Below are 7,663 nucleotides of genomic sequence, written 5' to 3' on the forward strand. Positions count from 1 at the left end.
CGGTCGCCGGGACGCCGGGCCGGTGGACCTGGGGCGGAACCAGGGCGCGCCGCGGCCGGTCGCCGGGCGGTGTTCGGCGGCCGGCCGGCGGCTCACCGACTCGACCCGGGTCAGCACCGCCTCGGGCACCTCGACCTGGGCGACCGTGCCGCTCGCGGTGTGGTGCAGGTGCACCCGGATGCCGTGCCGGGCGGCCAGGTGGGACACCACGTGCAGGCCCATGCTGCCGGCCGCGGCACTGGACAGCGTGGCCGGCGCGGCGAGCCGCTCGTTGATGGTGGCCAGCCGGGTCTCGCTGATGCCGATGCCCTGGTCGTGCACCCGCAGGGTGAGCCCGTCCACGGTGCGCCGCCCGTCGACCAGCACCCGGGCGTCCGGTGGGGAGTAGACGGTGGCGTTCTCCAGCAGCTCGGCCAGCAGGTGCACCAGGTTGCCGGCCGCCGCGCCGTGCACGGCGGCGGTCGGCACGTCGATCTCCACCCGCGGGTAGTCCTCGATCTCGGAGGCCGCCGCCCGCACCACGTCGTCGAGGAGCAGCGCGCCCTCGTGCCCCCGGCCGGGCTCGCCACCGGCGAGGACCAGCAGGTTCTCCCCGTTGCGGCGCAGCCGGGCGGCCAGGTGGTCCAGGGCGAAGAGCCGGGCCAGCGCGTCGGGGTCGGTCTCCTCGCGTTCGAACTCGTCGAGCAGGCGGAGCTGGCGGGTGATGAGCGTACGGATCCGCCGGGCCAGCGCCTCGGCCATCCGGGTCACGTCCAGCCGCAGCTCGGCCTGCTCGCCGGCGAGCCGCAGCGCGGCCCGGTTGACCGTGTCGAACGCCTCGGCGACCTGGGCCACCTCGTCCCGGCCCCGGCGGATCCCGTCGGTCAGCCGGGTGGCGGTGCCCTCGGCCGGCGCGCCCTCACCCGCGGCGATCGCGGTGATCCGCTCCGGCAGCTCCCGGTTCGCCATGGTCAGTGCCGCGAACCGCAGCCGCCGGAGCCGCCGGCTGGTCCGGACCGCCAGCAGCACGGCGGTGAGCAGCGAGCCGAGCGCCACCGTGCTTGTCGCGCCGGCGGTGAGCAGGGCCCGTTGCCGGGCGGTGCCGGCCAGCGCGGCGGCGTCCCGGTCCAGCCCGTCGGAGAGTTCCCGGCCGAGCAGGTTGTAGCGGCGGATGGCGCCGCTCTGCGCCACGTACCAGGCGTCGCCGTCGGTCTTCAGCGACTCCGGGCCGCCGTCGGTGTCCAGCACGCCGTCGCGCATCCGCCGGGCCGTCTCCACGTCGGCGCCGCCGACCAGCCGGTGCCAGGCGGAGGTGGCCGGGCCGGCGGCGATCCGGAGGAACTCGGCCTCGCGCTGCTCCCGGGCGCCCCGGAGCCGGCCGAGCCGGACCAGGTCGCCCGGGACCAGCGCGCCCCGCACGAACACCCCGCGCAGCAGGTCGCGTTCCAGGGCCGAGAGGTGCTCCTGGGCGGCCACCGCGGCCACCTCCCGTGCCTCGTTGGCCAGGTCGGCGTCGCGCAGCTGGGCGGGCAGCGCGTCGGCGACGGCGAGCAACGACTCGACAAGCGTCCCGTACGCCGGGTCGCCGCGGTCCCCGCCCAGGGCCAGGCCCCGGGTCGGTGCGAGTTGGCCGAGCCGGCCGTCCGCGTCGTCCAGCACCGGGGTCAGGTCCGGGGCGGCGTTCCGGGCGTCACGGCTGGCGGCGCGGTACCGGGCGAGCGCGGCGTCCACCCGGCGCCGCTGCGCGTCGACCAGCGGGCGGCCGGCGGTGCCACCGCGCTGGCGCAGCGCGGCCGTCTCGCCCAGTTCGCGTTCCAGCTCGTGCACCAGCCGCACGGTGGCGGTGGCGGTGCCGGCGAGCACGCGGGCCCGGTCGGCGTCGGCGGAGGCGTCGAGCGCGGCGTCGGTCTGGGCGGCGCCGAGCACCACCAGGCCGACCGTGGCCACCAGGATCGGCGCGAGCAGTTGGACCCGGACCGAGCGGAGGCGCCCGGCGCGGTCCGCGGGCCGGTGGTGCCGGCGTACGCGGGCGGGGTGGGGCAGCGGCACGGGGGTCTCCCGGTCGATGTCGGAGGGCCGGGCCCGGACGGACGTCCGGGCCCGGCACGTCGGGTCAGCTCGCGCCGAGGTCCTTCAGTGCCCGGTCCGCCCCGCGGTGCAGCCCCACCGGGTCGGTCTTGCGGGCGTTGGCCAGGTCGATGCCCTTGGCCGCCGGATTGGCCTGGGCGAGGACGTCCTTCTTCTCGAAGACCGTCTTCGTGATCACGCAGGCCACGTCGGCGTCGAGGTTGTCCCGGACCAGCAGCACGTTCGGCACCACGATGGTGGGCACGTCGGCGGCCGTCCGGTAGCTGTCCCGGCCGATGGTGCCGGCCTGGTACGCCGGGTTCAGCTCGGCCATCTTCGGCAGCAGCGGGCTGATGTCGAGGAACGTCACCTTGTCGCCGGCCGTGGTGAACAGGTCGGTCACCCCGCCGGTGGGCACGCCGCCGGACCAGAAGAAGCCGTCGATGCTGCCGTCCTTCATCCCGTCGACGGTCTTGGTCAGGTCGAGCCGCTGCGCCTGGACGTCCTTGGCCGGGTCCAGCCCGGCTGCGGTGAGCAGGCGGTTCGCGATGACCTCGGTGCCGGACTTGGGTGAGCCGGTGGAGATCTTCTTCCCCTTCATGCCGGCGACCGAGGTGATCCCCGAGTCGGCCCGGACGACCACCTGGGTGTAGTTGTCGTAGATCCGGGCCAGCGCCTTGACCGGCTGCGGGGAGCTGAAGCTGCCCTTGCCCTGCACCGCGTTGACCGCGGTGTCGAAAAGGGAGAACGCCACGTCGTACTGGCCCGCCACGAGCTGCTCGACGTTCTGCACCGAGGCGCCGGTCTCGGCCGCGGTGCCGGTGAGTCTGCCCCCGGTGGTCGCGGCGAGCTGGCCGGCCAGCGCGTTGCCGACCGGGTAGTAGACGCCGGTGGCGTTGCCGGTGGCGATGCCGACCCGGGTGTCCTTGGTGACCTCGCAGGTGACCTCGCGGGCGGCGTCGTCCGTCGCCGCGCCGTCCTGACGGCCCCCGCATCCGGCGGCGCCGGCCGCGACCAGGGCCAGCGCCCCGACGCCCGCGGCGATCCGCACGTCGATCCGTCTCACTCTCTCTCCTCCCGGTGGTCCACCAATTCAGGGACCGACGGGCCGCCGGCGCGACCGGCGGAGCCACGTCGGACGAGCACGCCCGCGACGGCCAGCGCGGCGAGCACCGCGCCGACCGCGACGGGCAGGGGTTCCAGCCAGAGCAGCACGAGCCCGGCGACCGCGCCGAGGATCCGCTCCGGCGCGCCGGCCGGACCGACGCCGGGCAGCCAGCCGCCCGCCGCCACGGCCAGCACGGTGACGCCGAGCGCGGAGACGACCGCGGCCACCGTGATCCGACCGATCCCGCCGATGCCGAGCAGGCCGAGGCCGGTCGGCGTGATCACGAAGGCGATCGGGATGAGGTACGCGGGCAGCGCGTACCGCAGGGTCTGCCACATGGTCGGCACCAGCCGGCCGCCGGTGACCGCGGCGGCGGCCACCGCGGCGAGCGCGGTCGGCGGGGAGACCTCGGACAGCACCGCGAAGTAGAAGACGAACATGGCCGTGGCGGGGGCGGCGACGCCGAGGTGCAGCAGCGCCGGGCCGATGATCACCCAGCCGATCACGAAGGACGCGGTGACCGGCACGGCCAGTCCGAGCAGGGTGAGGGCGACCGCGGCGAGCAGCGCGGTGAGGGCCAGCACCACGGCGGGCTCGGAGCTGACCGCCTGCGCCCCGCCGACCAGCAGCGCGGCGGCCTGCGGGCCGAGGCCGGTCTTGGTGGTGGTGGCGGTGATGATGCCGGCCGCGGCGCAGACCGCGCTGACCGCGAGCACCCCGCGTACGCCGCCGCTGAGCGCCTCGACCAGCCGGGCGGGGGTGAGCCGGTGCCGGCGGTCCAGGAAGGAGAGCGCGGCGGCCAGCACCGTGGCGATCACCACGGCCCGGGTGGCCGAGAAACCCATGGCGAGCACCACGATGATCACGATGAGCGAGAGGAAGTGGTAGCCGAAGCGGAGCAGCAGCCGCCCGGCCGAGCCGGTGTCGAGGACCACCGGGCGGACCCCGGAGCGCCGGGCGTCGATCTCGACGGAGAGCAGGATGCCCAGGTAGTAGAGGATCGTCGGCACGGTGGCCCAGCCGAGCACCTGGAGGTACGACACGCCCAGGTACTCGGCGATGATGAAGGCCGCCGCGCCCAGCGTGGGCGGGGAGAGGATCGCGCCGACGCCCGCGGCGGCGAGCATCCCGCCGGCCCGCTCGGCCGGGTAGCCGGCGCGGCGCAGGATCGGCCAGGTCACCGCCCCGATGCTGACCGTGGTGGCGGCACCCGAGCCGGAGACCGTGCCGAGCAGGAAACCGGAGGCGACGGCGGTGCGCCCGGCGGCGGTGCGGGAGCGGCGGAACGCGGCGGCGGAGAGTTCGACGAAGAACCGGCCGGCGCCGGAGAGGTCCAGCGCCGCGCCGTAGATGGTGAACAGCACGATGTACGAGGCGGCCACGTCCAGCGGGGTGCCGTAGAAGCCGCTGTCGGAGTTGTAGAAGGCGTCGACCAGCTGCGCGAAGTCGAGCCCGGCGTGGGCCACCGGCCAGCCCTGCGGCAGCAGGCCGCCGTAGTAGCCGTAGCCGAGGAAGAGCAGGCAGACGGCGGGAAGGATCCAGCCGGTGGTGCGCCGGCACGCCTCCAGCAGCAGGAGCAGCAGCACGGTGCCCAGCACCACGTCCAGCGGCACGAGCAGGCCCTGCCGGTCGAGGAACGCGTCGTAGCCGCCGCCGCCCGTGCCGAGCGCCACCGGCAGCACCGGATAGAGGCAGGCCAGCAGCGCGGCGGCGGCGAGCAGCCAGTCGGCCGGGCTGGGGCCGGGCCGCCGCGCCGGCTCGTCCGCCGCCCGCCGGCGCAGCCGCAAACCCGAGGGGTACGCCAGGAACACCATCGGCAGCACGCCGGCGAGGAAAATGATGAGGTAGTACTTGCTGCCCTGCGGAAGCGGGAGGAACACCTGCCAGAGGGCGAGCAGGGCGACCGCGACGGCGCCGCCGGTGAACAGCAGTCCGACCGGTCCGGACAGCACCCGTCCCGGCTTCTCCTCCTCGAACCGGGCCGCCAGTTTCCGTGTGTCGTGGTGCGTTTCCACCGGCCCGTCGTCGGCCCACGCCGGATCGGTGGTCGCGCCCTCGTCGGGCGGGAGCGGCACCGGAGCGGCGTCCACATCGGACGCCGGGGATTGCGCCGCGGCGGACCGCGGCGTCGGGGGAATCGCGTCGGACGGGCGAACGGGCGGCACGAAGGGGGACGATACGCGAATCGTCTACATCATGGGAACATTGCCCGACGTGATTGCGTGGAGTGACCGGAGTGAAGAGCCAATCACTCACCGCACGCCGATCTTGAGCGGATTTCACAATTGTCGCGCGAAAACCCGCAACAATTTCCGGCGCCCGAGCCGAGCCGGGTGATGATCCGTCCACTATGGCGGATTAGATCCGTTTGGCGGGCATCGGCGGCGGGCCCGCCGATGATCACCTTCCGTAGTGGGGGTCACACCCCGTGTCCGTCCACCCGGCCCGGTTAACCGGTCGAGCCTGTCGGACCGGGCGGTTAGGGTCGGCCGGTGACCAGCGGGCAACCACTCATCCAGGCGCGGGGGCTGGTGAAGCGGTTCGGCGACTTCACCGCCGTCGACGGCATCGACGTCGAGGTGCGTCCCGGCGAGGCGTTCGGCTTCCTGGGCCCCAACGGCGCCGGCAAGTCCTCCACCATGCGCATGATCGGCTGCATCTCGCCGCCCTCCGGTGGCGAGCTGCGCATCCTCGGCCTTGACCCGGTCCGCGACGGCCCGGCGATCCGGGCCCGGCTGGGGGTCTGCCCGCAGCTCGACAGCCTCGACCCGGAGCTGACCGTCCGGGAGAACCTCACCACCTACGCGCGCTACTTCGGCATCCCGCGTCGGCTGGCCCGCGAGCGGGCCGCCGAGCTGCTCGACTTCGTCCAGCTCACCGAGCGGGCCGAGAGCAAGGTGGAGCCGCTCTCCGGCGGCATGAAGCGGCGGCTGACCATCGCCCGCGCGCTGGTCAACAACCCCGAGATCGTGCTGCTCGACGAACCCACCACCGGGCTCGATCCGCAGGCCCGGCACCTGGTCTGGGAGCGGCTGTTCCGGCTCAAGCAGCAGGGCGTCACGCTGGTCCTCACCACGCACTACATGGACGAGGCGGAGCAGCTCTGCGACCGGCTGGTGGTCATGGACGGCGGCCGGATCGTCGCCGAGGGCTCGCCCCGGTCGCTGATCGCGCAGCACTCCACCCGCGAGGTGGTCGAGCTGCGCTTCGCGGCCGAGTCGCAGGAGGCGTTCGCCGGCAAGCTCGGCGGGCTGGGGGAGCGGGTCGAGGTGCTGCCGGACCGCATCCTGCTCTACGTGGCCGACGGCGACGCCGCGGTGGCCGAGGTGACCGCGCGCGGCCTCGTGCCGGCCGGCGTCCTGGTCCGGCGCAGCGGCCTGGAGGACGTCTTCCTCCACCTCACCGGCCGCACCTTGATCGACTAGGGTGACGGGTCCCGGTCCGTCACCCCGGCGGCCGGGTGGTTGACGGGGGTCTCCGACATGGTGGGTCTGCCGCGGCGTCAGGCCGGGCTCACGGCGCTCTACCTCGGCGTGTTCGCCGCCGTCTGGTTCAGCGTCCCGCGCGCCGATCCGCCGTTGCGGGTGCTGCTGGTGGTGGGCAGCGTCGGCGCGCTGCTCGCCGCGGTCGTCGGCGCCGTGCTCGTGGCCCGGGCCGGGCGCGGATCGGCCGGCCCGCGCGACCGCGGCGCCGACCGCCGGTACGGGCTCATCGTCGCCGCCGAGTTCGGCGTCGCGCTGGTGGGTGCTCTACTGCTGGCCGCCGCGGGCCTGACCGGCCACATTCCGGTGCTCATCTGCGCCGTGGTCGGCGTCCACTTCGTGCCGCTGGCCCCGGTGCTGCGCGACCGGCTGCTGGTGCCGCTCGGGGTGGCCGTCACGCTGGTCGCCGTCGCGGGCCTGGTCGTCGACCTCGTCTCGGCGGTCCCGGCCGGCCTGGTCGTCGGCACCGGCGCGGGCACCCTGCTCCTGGCCTACGCGCTGCTCGCCCTCTTCCGCACGCGTCTGGCGCGCCCTGCCGAAGATGAGTCGTTTGTCCGGCACGGCCGCGGGTAACCGCGGGCCGGGCGCTGGCCCAGCCGACCGGACGACTGCTCAGAGGTAGGGCATGACCATGGCCGTGAACGGAGACGAACAGTACGAGCGAGGTCTGGAGGCGCTGCGGCAGGCCGACGAAGGCGCCGCGCAGCGACTTCTGGACGCCCTCGCCGACGTCTCACCCGAGCTCAGCTACCGGTCCGTCGCCTGGTCCTACGGAGACCTCTACGTCCGGCCCGAACTGGCGCGCCGTGACCGGGAACTGCTGACCCTCGGCATCCTCACCGGCCTCGGCGGCGCCGAGGCCCAGCTCGAGGTGCACGTCAACGGCGCGCTCAACGCCGGCCTGACACCCTCCGAGATCGTCGAGGCGCTGCTGCAGGCAGTCGTCTACTGCGGCGTGCCGCGGGCGGTCAACGCCACCCTCGTCGCCAAGAAGGTCTTCGCGGAGCGCAACCTGCTCCCCGTCCCT

The 7,663-nt window shown here is 74.5% G+C and carries 6 protein-coding genes; 3 read left to right on the top strand and 3 right to left on the bottom strand.

All coding sequences use genetic code 11. The annotated features are described in order from the left end of the window. The 3 genes from ACW0Q9_RS27080 to ACW0Q9_RS27090 all read right to left on the bottom strand — a co-directional run. The coding region (locus tag ACW0Q9_RS27080) for a sensor histidine kinase (RefSeq protein WP_456186025.1) at positions 1–2,028 on the bottom strand (2,028 nt) is incomplete at its 3' end. 64 nt (positions 2,029–2,092) lie between these two features. Continuing rightward, the gene (locus ACW0Q9_RS27085; protein WP_456186027.1) at positions 2,093–3,112 is read right to left on the bottom strand and encodes a TAXI family TRAP transporter solute-binding subunit; all 1,020 of its coding nucleotides are present in this window, start codon (positions 3,110–3,112) and stop codon (positions 2,093–2,095) included. Next, positions 3,109–5,229, bottom strand: a complete 2,121-nt coding sequence (locus tag ACW0Q9_RS27090; RefSeq protein ID WP_456186029.1) for a TRAP transporter permease — start codon at positions 5,227–5,229, stop codon at positions 3,109–3,111. The genes ACW0Q9_RS27085 and ACW0Q9_RS27090 overlap by 4 nt, the downstream gene beginning before the upstream one ends. 417 nt (positions 5,230–5,646) lie before the next feature. Between ACW0Q9_RS27090 and ACW0Q9_RS27095 the strand changes: the two genes are divergently transcribed. The 3 genes from ACW0Q9_RS27095 to ACW0Q9_RS27105 form a co-directional block, all read left to right on the top strand. Then, on the top strand, positions 5,647–6,579 hold the full coding sequence (locus tag ACW0Q9_RS27095) for an ABC transporter ATP-binding protein (RefSeq protein ID WP_456186031.1): 933 nt from the start codon (positions 5,647–5,649) through the stop codon (positions 6,577–6,579). 57 nt (positions 6,580–6,636) lie between these two features. Beyond that, positions 6,637–7,209 (top strand): hypothetical protein, encoded by a 573-nt coding sequence (locus ACW0Q9_RS27100; RefSeq protein ID WP_456186033.1) that lies wholly within the window; start codon positions 6,637–6,639, stop codon positions 7,207–7,209. Positions 7,210–7,267: 58 nt separating this feature from the next. Further along, on the top strand, positions 7,268–7,663 hold a 396-nt coding region (locus ACW0Q9_RS27105), incomplete at its 3' end, for a carboxymuconolactone decarboxylase family protein (protein ID WP_456186034.1).

It is taken from the genome of Micromonospora sp. I033, assembly GCF_053890995.1.